Origin of the sequence: Fictibacillus aquaticus, from assembly GCF_002245695.1 — a bacterium.
GTDB lineage: Bacteria > Bacillota > Bacilli > Bacillales > Fictibacillaceae > Fictibacillus > Fictibacillus aquaticus.
In genome coordinates, this window is record NZ_NOII01000001.1 from 1,349,817 (window position 1) to 1,368,302 (window position 18,486).

Below are 18,486 nucleotides of genomic sequence, written 5' to 3' on the forward strand. Positions count from 1 at the left end.
GAGAAATGTTTCCCTTCTTCCGTCAAATGCTTTAGCTGATTCTTTCATCACTTTTACTTATTCATCTTGAATCCATCATTGATAAAGTTGATTGGAGTGTAAGGTGCCGACTCCGGCGGGACAAGCGGTCAGGTGAGACACTCAATGGTGCGTAGCGGCGAGTGGCTCACCGCCTGCCCCGCGGAAAGCGTGCGCCTGAAACGGAGATCAACTTCTTCTCTGACTTCTTTAATAGTAACTATATAGGAAAGCTCTCATTGTTATAGTGCGTATAAAACTGCATAAGGATGTAGGCAGCAAGCCGGCTCGTCATATGCCTGAAATCAAGGGTCGGATCGATCTCTACTATATCCATCCCTTTCACACTTCCATTTTTAGCGAGCCAGACCATTCCTTCTATAAGCACGCCACTGTCCATGCCTCCCGGACCAATAGCCGGACATCCAGGTGCATATGCCTGATCGAGGACGTCCATATCAAGCGACACGTACAATGTAACGCATGACATTTTCAGTTTTTCCACACTTTCTTCTAATATTGCAATAAGTCCTGTTTTCCTCACGTCATCCATTGTATAGACGGTCACGCCATGCTCAACAGCATAGTCATGATACATCTTGCCGTTTGCAAAATCCCGAATGCCAATCTGGACGAGCTGGTTTCCTTCGATGCTTCCCTTTTCGATGAGCTGGCGGAATGGCGTTCCGTTGGAAGGACCCCCATCCTCCAAGTTCCGCAGATCATGATGAGCATCAAACTGAATGATTCCTACTCTTCCTTTCGCTTGTGAAAAAGCAGAGATCGCTCCGGCAGATATGGAGTGGTCGCCGCCCAGAAAGACTGGAACAAGGTCAGGGCATTTGTGAAGCACGTGTGTCACCGTATCATGTATTCTCATCTGACTCTCAAACAAGTCGGTAACATGCATGTTTATGTCGCCGAAATCTATTATCCTCTCATCCCACAAGTCTTGGCCGCTTCCAATATGATAAGTAGTGAGTGAATGCATCATAAAGCGTATCGTTTCTGGCGCCAGGTGTGCGCCAGAATGTGAGATAGAAGTTTTAGATAACGGAATGCCGAGCACACCGATTCCTGATACCGCCGTGCCATCCCACGGAGTGAGCAGCTCACCGGTTTTTTTAATGCCGCGGTCGGCAAATTTTGCTCCGTTAGCTGGTTTAAGAAATGGAATGGATGGCATATGTTTCTTTCCTCTCCGCCGCTTTTTTCCCTTTTTTCCATACTGTATTCACATGGTTCACACCGTAATGATAAGGAATGTAGTGATAGTTAGGAGCATCCCATAAAACAAGGTCAGCATCCCGCCCGATCTCAAGCGATCCTGCTGTTTCCCCGCGTCCAATCGCGTGTGCTGCATTAACGGTAACGGCGTTCCAAATTTCTTCCGGCTTCAGCTTCAGTTTCAGTGCAGCGAGTGTCATGATAAACTGAATGTTTTCAGTCGGCGAGCTCCCTGGGTTGAAATCAGTGGAAAGAGCCACTGCACCGCCGCTTTCGATAATAGACCGTGCAGGCGCGAAACTGTCTTTGTTTAAATAGAACGTCGTGCCAGGCAGAAGGACAGCAATCGTATCTGTCTCTCCCAGCATACGGACTCCTTCCTCACTCGCACCGACTAGGTGATCAGCACTTACAGCTCCGATTTCGCAAGCCATCTCTGTTCCGCCGAGCGGATCGATCTCGTCCGCGTGTATTTTAACGCCAAAACCGTATGCTTTCGCCTTTTCAAGATACCGCTTGGACTGCTCGACCGTGAAAACACCTGTCTCGCAGAAAATATCCACAAATTCAGCAAGATTTCTCTGTTTAATCTCTGGCAGCAATGTCAGCATCTCTTCTAAAAATGCTTCAGGGCGCCCGCGGTATTCCTCAGGTATAGCATGGGCACCAAGGAATGTTGAGACAATGTCGATCGGATGGTTTTCATTCAGCTTTACCGCTGTTTCTAGCTGCTTCAGTTCCGTTTCCCGGTCAAGCCCGTAGCCGCTTTTCACTTCCATAGTTGTCACACCATAACTTAAACATCTGTTTAAATGGAAGAAGCCTTTTTCATATAAATCTTCATGTGATGCTTGTTTCGTTGAACGAACCGTAGAGTGGATCCCGCCTCCTTGAGCCAGAATATCCAGATAGGGCACTCCTTGCTGTTTAAGCGCCATCTCATGCTCTCTAGATCCGCCGAACACTAAGTGCGTGTGCGGGTCAACAAGACCTGGCGAGAGCAGCTTGCCTGATGCGTCTATTTTTTCTGCCGCTTGAAGTCCTGCTGCTTCCTCAGCTGTTCCGACGAATGCGATTTTTCCATCCTTTATCCCGACAGCTCCATTTTCGATAACGTGAAGTTCAGCCATCTCCTCACCTTTGAGCGGTCCTCTGCTGCTTTGAGGTGCAATCACTTGGCAAGAGTGTATCAGTATATCGAGCATTAATATCGCCTCCTTAGTTTTCTAGCATTGGCATGTTTACGCCTTTTTCTTTCGCATTTTGAATAGCAAGGTCGTACCCTGCATCCGCGTGGCGGACGATACCCATTCCAGGATCTGAAGTGAGAACACGTTCTAGACGGCGTGCTGCCTCATCTGTTCCGTCAGCTACAATGACCATGCCGCTGTGAAGAGAATAGCCCATTCCGACTCCGCCTCCGTGATGAAGCGACACCCAGCTCGCCCCGTTCACCGCGTTGACCATCGCGTTTAAAATCGGCCAGTCTGCGATTGCGTCGCTGCCGTCTTTCATGCTTTCTGTCTCACGGTTCGGTGACGCAACAGATCCGCAGTCTAAGTGGTCACGGCCGATGACGATCGGTGCCGACAGCTCACCCGATGCAACCATATCATTGATGATGCGTCCGAATTTTGCACGTTCGCCGTATCCGAGCCAGCAGATACGTGATGGAAGCCCCTGAAACTGGACTTTTTCCTGCGCCATCTTGATCCAGCGGCATAAATGCTCGTTATCGCTGAACTCACGCAGAATCACTTCGTCAGTTTTGCGGATATCCTCAGGGTCTCCCGACAGTGCCACCCAGCGGAACGGTCCTTTGCCTTCGCAGAACAGCGGACGGATAAAAGCAGGGACGAATCCCGGGAAATCGAAAGCATTTTCCACACCCTCGTCCAGTGCGACTTGGCGGATGTTGTTGCCGTAATCAAACGCTACCGCTCCTGCCTTTTGCATATCAAGCATCGCCTGAACATGGATCGCCATGGATTGCTTCGCTTTGGCAATGTAAGTTTCAGGATCTCTCTTTCTAAGCTCTGCTCCTTCCTCCATCGTAAACCCTATTGGCAGGTATCCGTTAAGAGGATCGTGTGCACTCGTCTGATCTGTCACCATATGAGGGATCTCGTTCATTTCAACAAGCTTTGGCAAAATTTCAGCAGCGTTTCCGAGAAGTCCGATGGAAAGCGGCTTGCCGTCCTGCATCGCTTGTTTCGCAATTGTCAGCGCCTCTTCGATTGTTTTGCATTTCACGTCCAAATAACGTGTCTCAATCCTGCGGTCGATACGTGTCTCGTCACATTCTACAGCGATAACAACACCTTCATTCATCGTAACGGCCAGCGGCTGAGCACCGCCCATTCCTCCGAGTCCTGCCGTAATAGTCAGTGTCCCCTTTAAGCTGCCGCCAAAGTGCTTGCGGCCTGCCTCAGCAAATGTTTCATACGTTCCTTGCAGAATGCCTTGCGTTCCGATATAAATCCAGCTTCCCGCTGTCATCTGTCCGTACATAATCAAGCCGCGCTTTTCCAAATCACGGAACGTTTCCCAGTTTGCCCATGCTGGAACAAGGTTAGAGTTAGCGAGCAATACTCGTGGGGCGTCAGGGTGTGATTTGAAAACGGCGACTGGCTTTCCCGACTGCACAAGCAGCGTTTCATCGTTTTCAAGCTTCTTTAATGTCTCTACGATTTTTTCATAACTCTCCCAGTTTCTTGCCGCTTTACCTATTCCCCCATACACAACGAGATCATCTGGATTTTCAGCTACATCGCGGTCCAGGTTGTTCATGAGCATGCGAAGCGCCGCTTCCTGCACCCAACCTTTCGCCTGAAGCTGTGTTCCGCGTGCTGCCTGAATATCGCTTTTAACGTTTGACATTTTAATTTTCCTCCTCTTAATTAAGCTTCCATTAATGTATTTTTTTGTAGTCCTAAAAACGTATCGTTATAGCACAAGTTCTCTATTAATTCTGTTGTGCGTTCCATGTCATAATGGAAAACACGGTCCGCCATGATTGAAGCGCAAGACGTTCTGCCAAGTTCGTAGATTTTTTTTGTTCGTGGAGCGAGCCTTTCCACTCCTCTAAAGTCAGCAGCCTGCATCGCACATATCCATTCGGTTGCTAGAACGCGCCTTGTATTCGCGATAATTTGCGCACAGTGGCGCGAACCAATCGTCCCCATGCTCACGTGATCCTCCTGGTTCGCGGAGGATGGGATGGAATCAACGCTTGCTGGATGGGCCAGTGTCTTGTTTTCTGATACAAGTGCTGCGGCCGCATACTGCATGATCATCGCACCTGATTCGAGCCCTGGGTTGCTGCTTAAGAAAGGCGGAAGATCGTTCAGCTGCGGGTTTACCATCCGCTCGATCCTGCGTTCTGAAATGTTAGCCCATTCCGCAGCAGCTATTTTTAAGAAGTCCATCGCAAAGGCGATCGGCTGCCCATGAAAGTTGCCTCCTGAGATGACTTTTTTTCCGCCGTCAAAAATGAGCGGGTTGTCAGTCGCAGCGTTCATCTCAATCTCCAGCTTCTCTTTCACATAGCCTAGAACCTGCCAAGATGCACCGTGAACCTGCGGGATACAGCGCAGCGAGTAAGCATCCTGTACACGCAGCTCACCCTGTCTTGTAGTAAGCTGGCTGTTTTCCAAGTAGGCGCGAATCCGTTTCGCTACTTCTGTCTGCTCCTTATAACCGCGGGCAATGTGAATCTCTTCTTCAAAAGCGTCTGTTATTCCTCTAAGTCCTTCCATTGTAAGTGCAGCGATCCCGTCAGCAGCGTATCCCAGCTGCTCAGCGTGAAGGTAGTTGATTACACCTTGGGCGGTCATTGCCTGTGTGCCGTTTATGAGCGCAAGGCCTTCTTTTGCTGTCAGGGTTAAAGGCTCCAGTCCCGTCTTTTTGAGCGCGTCACCGCCGCTCATTTTCTCACCTTGATAGAACGCTTCTCCTTCTCCTAACAAAACAAGCACGAGATGAGAAAGTGGAGCAAGGTCGCCGCTCGCTCCCAATGAACCCTGCTGCGGAACGACAGGGTGGATGCGATGGTTTACGAGGTCGAGCAGCCGCTCAACAACGACAGGACGGACACCCGATAATCCTTTCAGCAATGCATTCGCCCTGAAAATAAGCATGAGACGGCTCACATCTTCCGGAAAAGGTTCTCCTATCCCGCACGCATGGCTGCGGATCAAGTTCAGCTGAAGAGTTTCGACATCTTCCTGTGCGATAAGAACATCGCTGAATTTTCCGAAGCCTGTCGTGATGCCGTACACCACTTTTTCAGAAGCTACGATTTCCTCAACCGCACGGCGGCTTTCCGCCACTTTCGCCATGGCCTCCGGACTCGCTTCCACTCTCTCTTGTTTCCATAGAATTTGTTTTACTTGCTCGATCGTTAAACTATGGCCTGTTAACGTCACCATTTTTATGCTCCTCTTTTCTAATAAGCCCTAAAAAAAGCAAAAGGGGGCCGCATCCAAAAGCAAACGCTTTTGAACACAGCCCCCTCACAGCTCATGACTATGGGCTATTATATATGATTGATTCCTAAACCGACCGCCTCATGCTCCAGTCCTTTTACAGGAGCGCCGATCGTTCCATACAAGGCAACAGCGATCCAGTCGCCTTCTTCTGCCTGGTCATATGGATTCCCGCGTACGACAATAAATCTCAAGCCAACTGTCCGCAATACGGTGCCAAGCTGGACATGCCCGCGTGTCACGCCATATATCGCTTCCATGATGGCATGATACAAAGCGTGCGTTTCACGGTAGATACTGCCGTTGATGACTCCTTCTTTCTTAGCCGCTGTTTCAATCGCGGCCACCACTTTATTGGACTCCATCGAACCGACTTTCCCTTTGCAAAAACGCCAGCCCAGATCTTCTATTTTCTGTACATAGCTGTCATCTAAACAGCTCAGCATGGCAATCTTGCCAAGCAGTTTCTCATTCGCAAGACTCATGTTATTGCTCACTTTCTGCTAACGACTTATCAACTACCTTAAGTGTATGCGTTTACAAATGGTCCGTCAATTCCCTTTCAACAACTTATCACGGTGCTTAAATAAAGAATGTAAAGCTCCCCTGTCACATAAGAGATTGACAGAATTCAGAGAAGTCGTTGATCTCCGTTTCAGGCGCACGCTTTCCGCGGGGCGTGGCGAAAAGCAGAAACGGCTCGTTCAGCCCCGACAAGCAAAAGGGAAAGGGGCCGGTAAGTCGGTCTTTGACTTATTGGACACTTGCCCTTTTGACCTCGAGGGGCTAGCCGTTTTCTGCTGGACAGGTGAGCCCCTTTGCCGCTACGCGCCCTAATGGGTCTCACCTGTCCCACTCGTCCCGCTGGATAAGGAAGGCTACGCAGCAAGACATCGCACGAAGAAAATGTGAAGTTCATTTTCGAGGAGTCGGCACCTTACACTCCGATCAACTTATCAATGCTGGATTCAAGATGACCGAGTAATAGTGAAATCAAAGCAATTGAAACGAAGAATGGAAACACTCTTTACGTATAGGCTTTGAAGATTAAATTACGCCTCAGCGACAACTTCGCTGAACTTCCTATTAAAACAAACTGTTCAAAAGCAACAATCTTTTAGAAAACTTCAGAACACTCTTTTAAGAGTATATTTATCGGCCTTGCTGTCCATCCTGTAAATATTAAAATCAGAAAAGAGTGATAGAATGCTAGATGTTCAGAGGGAAATTATTTTGGCGTCGATGCTTCGGACTCCTTTGACGGAAGAGAACGCCCCACTAGATTTTTTTGTAGCCTATGATAGCACTCATACTCCTCATCTTCTATTGCCTACAGCGAAAGGACTCCTGCATGAAGGGGCACTGTTCACCATCCCCTTTGAAGCAAAGCAGGAAAATGCTTATGCATTTTCTTTAAGCAGTGTAATCCAACCAAGACGGCTTGACGATTTTCTTCTTTTTCATGATCAGCTTGAATTCTTTTTTGGGCCAGATCATAATATGCTCGCTCGATTCTTAAAAAGCGATGCTTACATTTCGTATGTTTCCTGGACGCAGAGCATGCTGCAGGAGCTGATCAAGATGGCGCTTGAAAAATGGCATCAATCTGAGGATGAAACAGAAAAGAAAAAGTGTAAAGAACAGCTGACGATGCTTTTAAATGAATAAGACAATAACAACTTGAAAGACAAAAAACAGCTCTGTCATTGCGCAGAGCTGTTTTCCATTTGGTCATGCTTCTTCTTTTTGTTTTTTATGACTGATGCGATAAAAAGCAAGGGAATGTAAATCGCGGCCATATAAAACCCGAGTATGTTCGTATAATTGTTCAGCAAGTTAATCAAAAATCGTGTTTTCAGCAGAACGCAGACAACAAGGACAACTCCTGAAATGAGAATGAGCATCTGGTGGTGCCTTACCTTGAAAACCACCTTAGCTAACCGGCTGGAAGCCCATATCGACAGCGCGATATTTGTCAGGATGACAAGGCACCAAAAGGATACAAAAAAATAATCAAACCGTTCAACAAAAGATACTTGCACAACCTTTACCATGGACAGCGTAGCCCACACATTTCTTGCTAACTGCTCCTCGCTGAAAAATGAAAAGGTAATGATGGTTATAGTCAAGTAGATCAAAACGGTGAGAAAATTTCCGAAGTGGGCATATTTTTCGGATGTTTTAGCATTTTTTACAAAAGGATAAAACACTAGCAGAGATTCAAATCCAAGATAACTAAGCATCATGCTTTTTGTCGAAATAATATAATCTTTGATGGATTCGTCGAATACAGGAAGCAGGTTTGTAAAATGTGAATATTGGAGCGGAAAAACAAGCAATACAATTAGACCGAAGGGGAGCACGACTCCTAAGAAGCAAACTCCTGTAACCGTCCTGAAACCAGCTGAAACCACATAATAAGTCAATAATAAAAAGACGGATGCAATCTTCCACGTTTCCAAAGTGGGAAACATCCAGACCTGTACCACTTCTATATAAGTCCTGAGGACAGTGATAGTCCATACAGCAAAGTATAAAATCAATACTAGATTAAACACAGTGCCGATGTATTTTCCAAACAGCTTTGTGTGAATGGACGTAATGTCACCGCCGCCTGTATTTAGTACATAATAGATCATGTATATCAGAATATGAATAATCATCCCGGCAAACAATACTGAAATCCATGAGTCATATCCTGCAAACTTTGCAACTACGCGCTGATAGCCAAGCACCCCCACCCCAACCTGAATCGAGTGGACAAGAAAAAAAACCAGATAAGGCGATACAAGGAAGTTTTCTTTAATTTTCATCACTTTTCCCACCTCACCCTTTTAATATCTCCCCTATTTTCTCCCGCTGGTGAGAGAATTATCCATCTGGAGGTTTTGGGGTACGGTACTCACAACTGAATCACTTGATATCAAAGTCTTTTTTGTGTTGAGTACCGTACCCCCCAAGAAGAGCCCCAAGAAAGTAACTCCAATAGATAAAACAAAAGAACCCTGGCTGCCTGCCAGGGTTCTTCTTCTGAGTTACCCTGTAAAAACATCGCCTTCAGGATAACGTATATTTTCTTTTGATTGGCGTGCCAGAGTAAATGCCATCGTCAGCGGTCCCAGCTTGCCAAAGAACATGATGAACATGATGATGATCTTGCCAAGGAATGTGAGTTCAAACGTCAGTCCCATTGTAAGACCTACAGTTCCAAAGGCAGAAACTACTTCAAACAATACTTCCAAAAAGGGAGCCTTCTCTGTCAGAGTCAGGAGCATAACACCTAAGAATACAAATGAAATGCTGATGGTTGTGATGGCTAGAGCTCTGTAGATGATGGCGTTGCGGATCGTCCTTTTCATCATGACCGTCTCTTCCTTACCTTTTATGAAGGTAATAACGGCAAAAACAATGACCAGGAACGTTGTAAGCTTAATTCCTCCGCCTGTAGAAGCACTTCCTGCTCCGATAAACATGAGCAAAATAGTCAACAGCAGAGATCCGTCTTCCATATCCCCGATACTGACTGTATTAAAACCCGCAGTTCTTGGCGTGATACCTTGAAAATATGCAGCCCATAGCTTGTCCGAGCCAGAAAGCGAGCCAAGCGTTGCTGGATTGTTTTGCTCAAACAAGTAAAAAAGAATAATCGCGATCATATTAACGACAATTGTTCCAAAAATCATGATACGCGAATGAAGCGAGAGGTTGCGCCATTCTTTTGATATCCACAAATCTACGATAACCGTAAATCCGAGACCGCCCATGACAATAAGCATAGTAATGACCAAGTTGACGACTGGATCTCCCACATAGCGGACGAGGTTATCCGGCCATAAACCAAATCCTGCGTTGTTATAGGCAGCGATCGTGTGAAAGATGCTGTAATACACCCCTTTAGAGAAGCCCATATCTGGAACCCATCGCAGCGACAATAAAAAAACAGCCAAAATCTCGATCACGATTGAAAAAACAAACAAGTTCCTGACCAGTCTGATAACCCCGCCAATCGAAGGCTGATTTAAAGCTTCCTGCATGATAAGCCTCTGTTTTATGCCGATCTGCTTTCTCAGCATAATAACTACGAGTACGGCAAATGACATGATACCAAGACCGCCCACTTGTATAAGCACCAGTATAACTATCTCGCCAAAAAGCGTATAAGTAGATCCTGGATCAATGGTGACAAGACCGGTTACTGTTGCAGCAGAAATAGCCGTAAAAAAAGCATCAATCCAGCTCACTCCATTAACTGAAGCGGCTGGAAGTTTAAGAAGCAGCCCGCCTATTGCGACGAGTACCAAAAAGATAATCGCTAATATTTGAGGAGGGTTTAATTTAATCGGCTTATACAGAAAGGATTTCCTTTGTGAGGTTTTTAACACGCCTCTTACACTCCTTCTTCTTCAAAGCGGTTCAGGTCCTCATTTCTGCCGATAACAACAAGGATATCGTTTCTTTGCAATGTCACATCGGCAATTGGTGATACATGAATATCATCACCGCGCTTTATGGCTACGATATTGCACCCGAACCTTGCCCGTACATCCAATTCTGTAAGCGTACGCCCGATGACTTTATCTGTAACTTCCACCTCGACAATGCTGTGTTCATGAGAAAGTTCAATAAAGTCAATAATTTTTTCAGAGGTGATAAGCTGCGCTACTCGCAGTGCCATATCACGTTCTGGGTGGATGATGCGGTCTGCGCCTAGTTTCTCCAATACTTTATGGTGATAATCATTTTGCGCTTTCACCCACACTTTCTTTACTCCAGATTCCTTTAAAAGAAGCGTGGTCAAAATGCTGGATTGAATATCCTCCCCGATTGAAACGATAACGTGGTTAAAGTTTCGGATACCAAGTGACTGAAGAACTTTTTCATCTGTTGAATTTGCCTGTACTGCCTGTGTTGCAATGTTTGCAAACTCGTTAACCTTTTCCATGTCACGGTCGATCGCAAGTACATCGTGCCCCATTTGAGAGAATTCTCTAACAATGCTGCCCCCAAATCGGCCTAGTCCAATAACTGCATATTGCTTGTTCATGTAATTTCGCTCTCCTAACTTGCTGTTTTTAGCAAACAAAAAAAGACCACCAAAAAATGGTCCGCAAAAATGTCTGCGACCTCTCCTAAATACTTCTACGCTTACGGGGTTAGCTGACGGATTAGGGACTGGAGTATCCCCTCTTGTACGTAATGTACAAGACTCACCCCATGAAAAATTGGGTCCCCCGCCCTGCACGAAAAACACATGCAGATTCAGCGATTAAAGTCATTCTTATTAAGATTACATTTAATGTAATCCTCTCTTTATAAAATGTCAATGGATTTTCTGATGGATTTACAATCCATTAAAATTTGTTAGTGAGCTGTGCTAAAATGACCGCCGCACCAATTACCCATACATAGATGGCGAAACCTTTCAAAGTCCCTCTTTGCAAAAGACTGATCATCCATTTGACAGCCAGATAGCCGAACAAAGCAGATGCTGCCGTTCCCGCAGCCAATGCACCGAACGAGATATGCTGGCTTCCTGCTGTCCATAAATCTTTTGATTGAAGGACAATTCCTCCTGCAATTGATGGAATAGACAGCAGGAACGAAAAATAAGCTGCCGCTCTTGGATCAATTTTCCTGAACAATGCTGCAGCAATCGTAAGTCCTGATCGCGAAACAGCAGGAAGAATCGCAGCTCCCTGAAAAGTACCGATTACAACAGCATCTGCAATTGTAATGTCTTCTAGCGACTTTCGGCCATGCTTTTTATACATTTCTGCCCACCAGAGAAGACAGCCTGTTGCAAGAAACTCCCACCCTGCCGTTACACCCGTTTTGGATATTTCCTCAAAAAAATCTTTAAAAAGCAGTCCGATCGCTGCAGTCGGAATAGTACCTGCGATAATTAAAATTCCAGTACGGCTGAATGGGTTCTTCAAAAGGCAGGCGACTTCTTTCCAATAAACAGTCAGAACAGCAATTAATGTGCCAAAATGCAGCATGCTATCCAAGAAAAGGCCTGCTTCTTCCAGTCCAAAAACCTTTCGTCCGATCAGCAGGTGGCCGGTTGAACTGATTGGAAGAAACTCCGTAAGCCCTTGTACTATCCCTAAAATGAGCGCTTCTATGATATCCATGCCGCTCTCCCTCCAGAACGCTTGTCTTGTTAAAGACTATTCTGAAGGTGCAGCAGTTAGTACAATTTGAAATCTTTTACAGTACGCCGGAAAACAGACGGGAAAACGACTCTTTAGTGCGTTCCCAAAGGCCTCTTTTATAAAATTCAACAGGACCGACTCGCACCGATTCTTCCATATCCTCTTCGTACTGTCTTATTAAGTCCTGTACAGAAGTACAATCAAACAAGAACGCATTTACTTCAAAATTCAAATGGAAGCTTCTCATATCCATGTTAGCTGTTCCAATTGAGGCCATATCACCGTCAACGATGATAACCTTTTGATGCAGGAAGCCTTTTTGATACGAATAAATCTCCGTACCGCACCTCAGCAGCTCAGGAAAGTAGGAACGCGTGGCGTACTGTGTAAGAAAACCGTCATTTATTTCAGGTACCATGATTCTTACTTGCACACCTTTTTGATTAGCTATTTTCAGTGCGGTGCGTATCGCCTCGTTAGGAACAAAATAAGGGGTCGCGATCCAAATGGATTTCTGAGCGCACATGATCATCGTATAATAAAAGTCGCTCATGATCCCCTGCTGTGTGTCTGGTCCACTGGCCACTACATGCACTTTCCCGTCACCTTCCACTTTTTCCGGTGCCGTATACGCTGAATTTTCCAGAAGATCTTCATGACAGACGTATTCCCAGTCAAGGAGAAATATTGCGTGCAGTGTCTGTACAGCTTCACCTTCTAGTATCATATGCGTGTCCCGCCAAAATCCAATAGAATCGTCTTCCCCCAGATATTCAACACCAACGTTCAATCCGCCCGTGAATCCGATTTTGCCGTCGATCACGACAATTTTCCGGTGATTCCTGAAATTCAGCTTTTGATTGAAAAATCCATAACGGACTGGCAGGAAAGCATGTACTTTTACGCCTGCATGCTTCATTTCATCAATATCGCTCTGCTGCAGGGAAAGACTTCCTATTCCATCAAACAGAAAACGCACCTCTACTCCCTCTTTTGCTTTTTCTTTTAAAATATCCATGATTTCTTTTCCGAGGCGGTCAGACCTAAATATGTAATATTGAATATGAATATATTTCTGTGCCTCAAGAAGACGTTTCTTCAGCTCTGTAAATTTTTCATCGCCGTTTTTTAATATCTTTGTCTTTGTATAGCTGTTCATCCTAGTCAGCGCCACATGATGGGCATAGGTGGCGAAACACTTTTGATGATCCTGCATATGTGAAAAATCAGGTTTTTCATCTTCCTTCGTGACACGAATCCATTCTTCACGGTCATTTTTCCTCTTTGATTTAAAGAGATGTCCCTTCAAATAAAGCTGTCCCGAGTACAGATAAAAAATGTAGCCGATCACAGGGAAGAACAGCAGGACGTACATCCAGAGCAGTGTATGCTGTGCCGTGCGGTTTTCAAGCATGAGTGAAAACATCGTATGAAAGATAATAGCAAAATACAAAACCGCAAACACAACTTTAAGATAAAACGGATAGTGAGCGAACAAAACAGCATATAAAGATCCAATTAAGAACAGCGACAATAAAAACTCATAAACCCGCTTCATTTACTTGCTCCCCTCTTTTCATTTCCCCGATTTTTCCCCAAAACTGCGCTATCTAAACGGCTGGCTTTATTTCCAGTTGCTGTTTCCTCCAAGAACTTGACTTGAAGCCGAACATTCAACTCTCTTTCGTTACAGGAAAACGCAATGACAGAAATAAGAGACGACTATGCCGTCTCTTACCAGTTGTCCGTTTCATCATCCATGCTATGTTCAAACAGGTCTATCGTGCCAAGTACGATATGTGCTAGCCCAAATCCGAGGATAAGACTCGTCAGCGAGCTGCTGCTTTTCTTCCTTCCCATTCCTAGAAACGGAAGTGCACTGAGTGAAACAACAGCACCTAAGACAACAGGAATCAGTCCTTCTCTTTTCAGCATTTTCATTCCTCCTTTATGATGATGATGTTAGTATGAACGACAGCGTTTATTCCATTCATTCAGCTAAAACATAAATAGCAGGAACGTTTTTAATAAAAGGAAAACAAAAAGCGATTCCGTTTCATGCTTTCGCTTTCGAGCATTTTTAACAGATACCATAAGAAAAAGAGTGCCCCAATAATTGACGAGACACCCCTTGGCTATCCTTTTATTGCTTTGCATCTTTAAAATAATATTCGGCGATTGCGTCAGCTACTGCTTCAGCGGAACGGTCCAGTTCTTCAAAGCTGTTTCCTACTCCTCCAAACTCGATAAGCATGGCCTGGCTTGATAGATCTTGATTATATACACCGTTTCCTTTTTGTTTATTTTTCTTAATAACTCCGCGGCTGAGACCTGGATACTTCTTTTCGAGCAAGCTGTGAAGCTCTCTTGCCATCTGTTCATTTTTCTCATAATTCGGATTGCTCGCTCCAACAACAAACAATATTTTCGCATACGATTTACCGTTAATTTCCCTCGTTGTTTTGGCTCTCCCGAGTGAATCTCTGTGAAGATCGAATAACAGTTTCATGCCATTGTTTTCCGCCATAGCTTCCTGCACGAGAGTCCTTGCCATCGGATAGCTTTTTTTATAATCCGTGTTGTTCTTTCTTAGAAGATCTGTCATGTTCGTTGTGTCGACAACTGTGCCAATACCCCTTTTCTCCAGTTCCTGCCCTAGCTTCTTTCCAACCATAGTAATGTTCACCTTTGAATGAACGGCGTCATCAGGATTCTTAACTCCTTTTAGATGAGGAATGAATGATTCCCAGCTGTGCGAGTGGTAAATGTACGCTACTTTTTTCCCGGCAGAAGGCGGTGGATTACCAGGGTCATCTGTCTGGCCAGGATCTTGAAGCCGTTCAACGTTCTGTACATCTGCCTCTTTTCCATCCATTAAAAATTCAATTGGCGGCGGGGATTCGTGAGCGATGTTTGTATAGTCTGTCCCTTCCCCAGCAACAACGATCGTGGAATCGAACTGTGCAAACCCAGGAAGTTCGTTGCCAAGAAGGCTTCTTATGTCCCCAGGCTTGATGCTTGTCGCAAGCTCAAGCATCACGGCAGACACAGATGGCGGCTCACTCTTCTCTGGAAGCGCTTGAGAAAAGTAGCGGTTTTCAAATCCCAGAACATAAACGAGTGCTTCTCCTGAAAACTCTGTCAGCCAGTGATGCAGTGACGAAGATGACAGCCTGTATTTGCTTTCAAAGGAAGTCACAAAGCTGGTGGACAGCACGATGAAAACCATAGCACCGATAATATAGAGAGGAAGCTTCCTCAATAAAAACTGCGGGATGAACATGTAAGACCCTCTCCTTCTTTTACATTCTCTATTACAACGTATTCATCTGATAGAGAAAGTAGAATACATTTTCCAGAATTAATAGAGAGTCCCTTTCATAGAGGAAGCTGCAAATATTAATCAATTGACTAATTTCCATATTTTTCATATACTATGTTCAGGAATATTTGAACGTTAAAGGAGTGTGAAACATGCAAGATGTTTATAAACTTGAAGAACTTGAACAATTACGGGTGATCAGTGATCCTCTGCGCCTAAAAGTCATATGGGAAATCATTGATGAAGCGAAAACGGGTAAGATGGTGGCAGATATTTTAGAGGCGCCTGCTCCTAAGATTCACTACCATCTTAAAGAGCTTGAGCGAGTCGGATTGGTAAAAGTAGAGCGGACAGAAGAAAAAAATGGGATCGTACAGAAATTTTACCGCCCTATAGCCCGCGTGTTCTCTACTGCCGAAATCCTCCTTCACCATAAAGATGAAGTCAAAGAGGAACTTTCGGATGCTTTAAAGGAAAACATTTTAATTTCGCTCGATAAAACAAAATCGATGATTAAAAAGATGGATTCTCATATTTTCACTGAAATGCCTCAGGTGAAGTTTGGCTTTAACCAAGTCAGGCTTTCCAAGGAGCAGCAGGAACAGCTGCAGTCAAAATCAAAAGAACTGTCTGATCTCATTCAAAGCTTCAAAAACAGCAGCCACCCTGATGGAGAATTGCATCACCTCTTTATGGTTGCATTTCCTGTAGGAGACTCTGAAAACGAAGGGAGTTAACACGGTATGACAGAGCCAGCGTTCACTCAGCAGCAAGAACAGCCTGCCTCATTATTTAAGCAAAGGTCTTTCCTTTATATTTGGGCCATGACATTCTGTGCCTCATTTTCTATTGCGATCTTTTTGTTCTCGCAATCCTGGTATGTCGTAAAAACACTCAATCAGGAGGCTGCCCTCGGTGCTGTGCTGATCGCGACGAACATTCCACGCCTTCTTTTCATGGCACTTGGCGGCGTACTCGCAGACCGGGTCAGCCGGACAAAAATCTTATTCATTTCTAACATCCTCAGAGCCATTCTTCTTTCAGGGCTGCTGCTCATGCTCTGGACAGAACATTTATCGCTTTCGTCTTTCATCCTTTTCGGTCTTTTGTTCGGGATCATGGATGCATTTGTCTGGCCTGCTAACGGTTCACTGCTTCCAAACGTGGTGGATTCCTCTCAGCTGACAAGAGCGAACTCGGTCGTACAAATGACTCAGCAATCTTCGCTCATTCTTGGTCCAATGATCGGCGGCATCCTCGTTCACCAGGGAGGATATTATTTATCTTTTGGCGTCCCTGCTGTGATGCTATTGATCTCGGCTATTCTTGCCTACCTACTGAACCTTCCTCCTTCTGCAGATAAAAAGAAAGACCGAAAAGGCATCTGGCAGTCTATAAAAGAAGGGCTTGCTGTAGTGAAAGAATCATCTTTTCTTATCGCCCTCTTCTTAAGCACTATTTTCCTGAACTTGTTTGTAAACGGACCGCTCATGATGGGTCTTCCTGTTTTCGTAAAAAACGTCCTTAACGGCAGTGCGCTTGAATTCAGTTATGTTGAAGGCTCCATGGCTGCCGGCATGCTTATGAGCTCTGTGGCGATCGGCATTATGAACATCAAAAAAGGAAAAGGCATGATGGTCACTGTTTCGTTGTTTGCAATGAATATATTCTTCTTTATGCTAAGCCAAAGTACAACAATGGCTGCCAGTATGGCTCTTGCCTTCCTGATGGGCATTACGTTTCCAGCAACCAATATCCCGCTTATTTCAGCGGTTCAGGAGAAAGTCGATAAAAAGCTGATCGGCCGATTGATGAGTCTTCTAACGATGGCAAGCCTCGGCCTTGCTCCTGTATCCTTTGCGGTTACATCACTCCTCATATCATCTGGAGTTCAGATACAGCACATCATGGCAGCCGGCGCCTGCTTCCTTCTTCTCGTCAACTTCATGATTGCCTGGAAGCTGCCCGCACTCAGAAAGATGTAAGTTTTTCATGCTTGGGGTACGGTACCACGCATGAAAAACCTACAAAAATCAGGACTTCCTGAAAGATCGTACCGTACCCCATAATAAAAACGGAAAGGGCGTGCAAGGGATGAAGATTTTGATGATTGGCGGTTCGCGGTTTATTGGAAGGCATATTACTGAAGCATTGCTGCAGAAAGGGCATACGGTAACACTGTTTAACAGAGGACAGTTTGCTCCTGAACTGTTTCCTCAGTGCGAAAAAATTCACGGTGACCGTACAAAAGATCTGCATTTGCTTCGAGGGAAGAAATATGATGCTGTTATCGACACATGCGGTTACCTGCCAAAGCATGTGTCGATGCTGGCTCAGACACTTAAACCCCAGACTCCGTTTTACGTGTTCATATCTTCTAAATCGGTTTATGCTGACCAGTCTCAAATAGGATTGACCGAAGAATCCGCCGTTGCACAATGGGAGCATATTCATGAGGACGACCAAACAAATGGGGAGCACTATGGACCAATGAAGGCAGCTTGTGAACGCTCGGTTTTAGATGTATATGGAAGTAATGCATCGCTCATCATCCGGCCAGGGCTTATTGTTGGTCCGCATGACTACTCTGACCGTTTCACGTACTGGCCTCATCGTATCGCCCGCGGAGGCAAGGTATTATCCCCTGTCTCGCCATCTGAACGTGCACAAATAATCGATGCAAGAGATCTGGCTTTATGGATCGTGAAAATGACAGAACTCCGGACAGCAGGAATCTTTCAGGCAGGAGGAGCTACTACTACAATCGGTGAGATATTTAGAGCGTGCCGTACTGAATCTGGCAGCAACGCTGAATTCGTATGGGCGAATGCAGAATTTTTGAAGAAGAACGAGGTTGGTGAGTGGGTGGAGCTCCCGCTTTGGATTGCAAGTCCGCAATACAAAGGGCTTACAGGGTCAGAAGACACTAAGGCTCAAGCACATGGCCTGACATACCGTCCAATTTCGGAAACGATCCGCGATACTCTTGCCTGGTCTGATTTTCGCAATCTTTCACCTGAAGACTGGAAAGCTGGACTGCATCCCCAAAAAGAAAAACAAGTGCTTGAAAAGTGGGCAGCTGCTCAAACTTATATTCAAAATTAGGCATTCTTTAACAAAAATACATGAATGCCTATGGCACTTGTCCATACCAATATAAAAAGAACGCATATAGTAGAAGTGTGAGATAGATATCTCGCCTGCCGGCCCACCGGCAGTCAAGCAATTCCCTACCCCCCATTTCTTCATCATGCGTTCGGTTTTTACCATAATCCCT

At 45.3% G+C, this 18,486-nt stretch carries 16 protein-coding genes and 1 riboswitch; of the genes, 4 read left to right on the forward strand and 12 right to left on the reverse strand.

The features are described from left to right. Nucleotides 1-238: 238 nt before the first annotated feature. The 5 genes from hutG to hutP form a co-directional block, all read right to left on the reverse strand. A complete protein-coding gene (gene hutG / locus CGZ90_RS07035; protein ID WP_094251593.1) occupies nucleotides 239-1,204 on the reverse strand; it encodes a formimidoylglutamase in 966 nt (321 codons plus the stop codon). Continuing rightward, nucleotides 1,182-2,450: an imidazolonepropionase gene (hutI, locus tag CGZ90_RS07040; RefSeq protein WP_094251594.1), complete on the reverse strand. Its 1,269-nt coding sequence runs from the start codon at nucleotides 2,448-2,450 to the stop codon at nucleotides 1,182-1,184. Before hutI ends, hutG begins: the two co-directional genes overlap by 23 nt. Before the next feature lie 13 nt (nucleotides 2,451-2,463). Continuing rightward, nucleotides 2,464-4,125: a urocanate hydratase gene (gene hutU / locus CGZ90_RS07045; protein WP_094251595.1), complete on the reverse strand. Its 1,662-nt coding sequence runs from the start codon at nucleotides 4,123-4,125 to the stop codon at nucleotides 2,464-2,466. Between the two features lie 20 nt (nucleotides 4,126-4,145). Beyond that, nucleotides 4,146-5,675 (reverse strand): histidine ammonia-lyase, encoded by a 1,530-nt coding sequence (gene hutH, locus CGZ90_RS07050; protein WP_094251596.1) that lies wholly within the window; start codon nucleotides 5,673-5,675, stop codon nucleotides 4,146-4,148. A 107-nt stretch (nucleotides 5,676-5,782) separates the two neighbouring features. After that, nucleotides 5,783-6,217, reverse strand: coding sequence for a histidine utilization transcription antiterminator HutP (gene hutP / locus CGZ90_RS07055; protein ID WP_094251597.1), 435 nt, complete (start codon nucleotides 6,215-6,217; stop codon nucleotides 5,783-5,785). A gap of 721 nt (nucleotides 6,218-6,938) precedes the next feature. Between hutP and CGZ90_RS07060 the strand changes: the two genes are divergently transcribed. Continuing rightward, complete coding sequence (locus CGZ90_RS07060) at nucleotides 6,939-7,400, forward strand: hypothetical protein (protein WP_094251598.1); 462 nt, start codon at nucleotides 6,939-6,941, stop codon at nucleotides 7,398-7,400. Nucleotides 7,401-7,435: 35 nt separating this feature from the next. Here CGZ90_RS07060 and CGZ90_RS07065 read toward each other — a convergent pair whose 3' ends face one another. The 7 genes from CGZ90_RS07065 to spoIIP form a co-directional block, all read right to left on the reverse strand. After that, nucleotides 7,436-8,545, reverse strand: a complete 1,110-nt coding sequence (locus CGZ90_RS07065; protein ID WP_240515364.1) for a GerAB/ArcD/ProY family transporter — start codon at nucleotides 8,543-8,545, stop codon at nucleotides 7,436-7,438. Between the two features lie 222 nt (nucleotides 8,546-8,767). Then, on the reverse strand, nucleotides 8,768-10,114 hold the full coding sequence (locus tag CGZ90_RS07070) for a TrkH family potassium uptake protein (protein ID WP_094251600.1): 1,347 nt from the start codon (nucleotides 10,112-10,114) through the stop codon (nucleotides 8,768-8,770). A 5-nt stretch (nucleotides 10,115-10,119) separates the two neighbouring features. Then, the gene (locus CGZ90_RS07075) at nucleotides 10,120-10,776 is read right to left on the reverse strand and encodes a potassium channel family protein (protein ID WP_094251601.1); all 657 of its coding nucleotides are present in this window, start codon (nucleotides 10,774-10,776) and stop codon (nucleotides 10,120-10,122) included. A gap of 83 nt (nucleotides 10,777-10,859) precedes the next feature. Then, a riboswitch (cyclic di-AMP (ydaO/yuaA leader) is annotated at nucleotides 10,860-11,007 on the reverse strand. 76 nt (nucleotides 11,008-11,083) lie between these two features. Further along, nucleotides 11,084-11,866: an undecaprenyl-diphosphate phosphatase gene (locus CGZ90_RS07080; protein WP_094251602.1), complete on the reverse strand. Its 783-nt coding sequence runs from the start codon at nucleotides 11,864-11,866 to the stop codon at nucleotides 11,084-11,086. 76 nt (nucleotides 11,867-11,942) lie between these two features. Next, on the reverse strand, nucleotides 11,943-13,445 hold the full coding sequence (cls, locus tag CGZ90_RS07085) for a cardiolipin synthase (protein WP_094251603.1): 1,503 nt from the start codon (nucleotides 13,443-13,445) through the stop codon (nucleotides 11,943-11,945). 176 nt (nucleotides 13,446-13,621) lie between these two features. Continuing rightward, nucleotides 13,622-13,822 (reverse strand): hypothetical protein, encoded by a 201-nt coding sequence (locus CGZ90_RS07090; RefSeq protein WP_094251604.1) that lies wholly within the window; start codon nucleotides 13,820-13,822, stop codon nucleotides 13,622-13,624. Nucleotides 13,823-14,030: 208 nt separating this feature from the next. Continuing rightward, nucleotides 14,031-15,170 carry a stage II sporulation protein P gene (spoIIP, locus tag CGZ90_RS07095; RefSeq protein ID WP_094251605.1) on the reverse strand — a complete coding sequence of 380 codons (1,140 nt, stop codon included), beginning with the start codon at nucleotides 15,168-15,170 and terminating at the stop codon, nucleotides 14,031-14,033. 191 nt (nucleotides 15,171-15,361) lie between these two features. Between spoIIP and CGZ90_RS07100 the strand changes: the two genes are divergently transcribed. The 3 genes from CGZ90_RS07100 (at nucleotide 15,362) to CGZ90_RS07110 (ending at nucleotide 18,314) form a co-directional block, all read left to right on the forward strand. Next, entirely contained in the window at nucleotides 15,362-15,946 is a 585-nt protein-coding gene (locus CGZ90_RS07100) for an ArsR/SmtB family transcription factor (RefSeq protein WP_094251606.1), read from the forward strand. Between the two features lie 6 nt (nucleotides 15,947-15,952). Next, complete coding sequence (locus tag CGZ90_RS07105; protein ID WP_094251607.1) at nucleotides 15,953-17,194, forward strand: MFS transporter; 1,242 nt, start codon at nucleotides 15,953-15,955, stop codon at nucleotides 17,192-17,194. 109 nt (nucleotides 17,195-17,303) lie between these two features. Further along, nucleotides 17,304-18,314 carry an NAD-dependent epimerase/dehydratase family protein gene (locus tag CGZ90_RS07110; RefSeq protein ID WP_094251608.1) on the forward strand — a complete coding sequence of 337 codons (1,011 nt, stop codon included), beginning with the start codon at nucleotides 17,304-17,306 and terminating at the stop codon, nucleotides 18,312-18,314. The last annotated feature ends 172 nt before the right edge of the window (nucleotides 18,315-18,486 follow it).